The sequence below is a fragment of the Mesorhizobium sp. M7A.F.Ca.AU.001.01.1.1 genome (genome assembly GCF_004022735.1).
Lineage (GTDB): Bacteria > Pseudomonadota > Alphaproteobacteria > Rhizobiales > Rhizobiaceae > Mesorhizobium > Mesorhizobium ciceri.
This window is the reverse complement of record NZ_RZPF01001361.1, coordinates 1-449: the sequence shown is the minus strand read 5'-3', so window position 1 is coordinate 449 and position 449 is coordinate 1. Positions and strand designations below refer to the sequence as shown.

The 449-nt window shown below is 66.4% G+C and carries 1 protein-coding gene; it reads left to right on the top strand.

The window, feature by feature from the left end; all coding sequences use genetic code 11:
* Positions 1-449, top strand: a 449-nt coding sequence (locus EN884_RS38185; RefSeq protein ID WP_164895527.1) for a RelA/SpoT AH/RIS domain-containing protein, incomplete at both ends; no start/stop codon positions are given.

The window sequence follows — 449 nt, the reverse complement described above, 5'->3', positions numbered from 1 at the left end:
GACAGGCCATCCGCCGTGCCACCAAGAACGCCATCCGCAAGCAATATTCGGGTCTTGGCATCCGCATCCTGGAACGCGCCTTCGAGCGTGCCGGCAAGACCTTCACCAAGGAGAGCCTGAAGCAGGTGCTGCACAGGTTGGCGCGCAAGGACATCGAGGATGTGCTGGCCTCTGTCGGGCGTGGCGAGCTCGCCTCCACTGATGTCATGAAGGCGGTATTCCCCGACTACAAGGATGAGCGCGTCACCACGGCCGTCCCCAAGCCGCGAGAGGAGGGCTGGTCGAAGATCCGCAATGCCGCCGGCATGCTGTTCCAGATTCCGGGTCGTGCCGCGCGCAAGGACAAGGACCAGCCGCGCGATGGAGCCGTGCCGATCCGCGGCGTGCGCGGCGATCTGCCGGTGCGCTTCGCGCCGGAAGGGGCAGTCCCTGGCGATCGCATCGTCGGC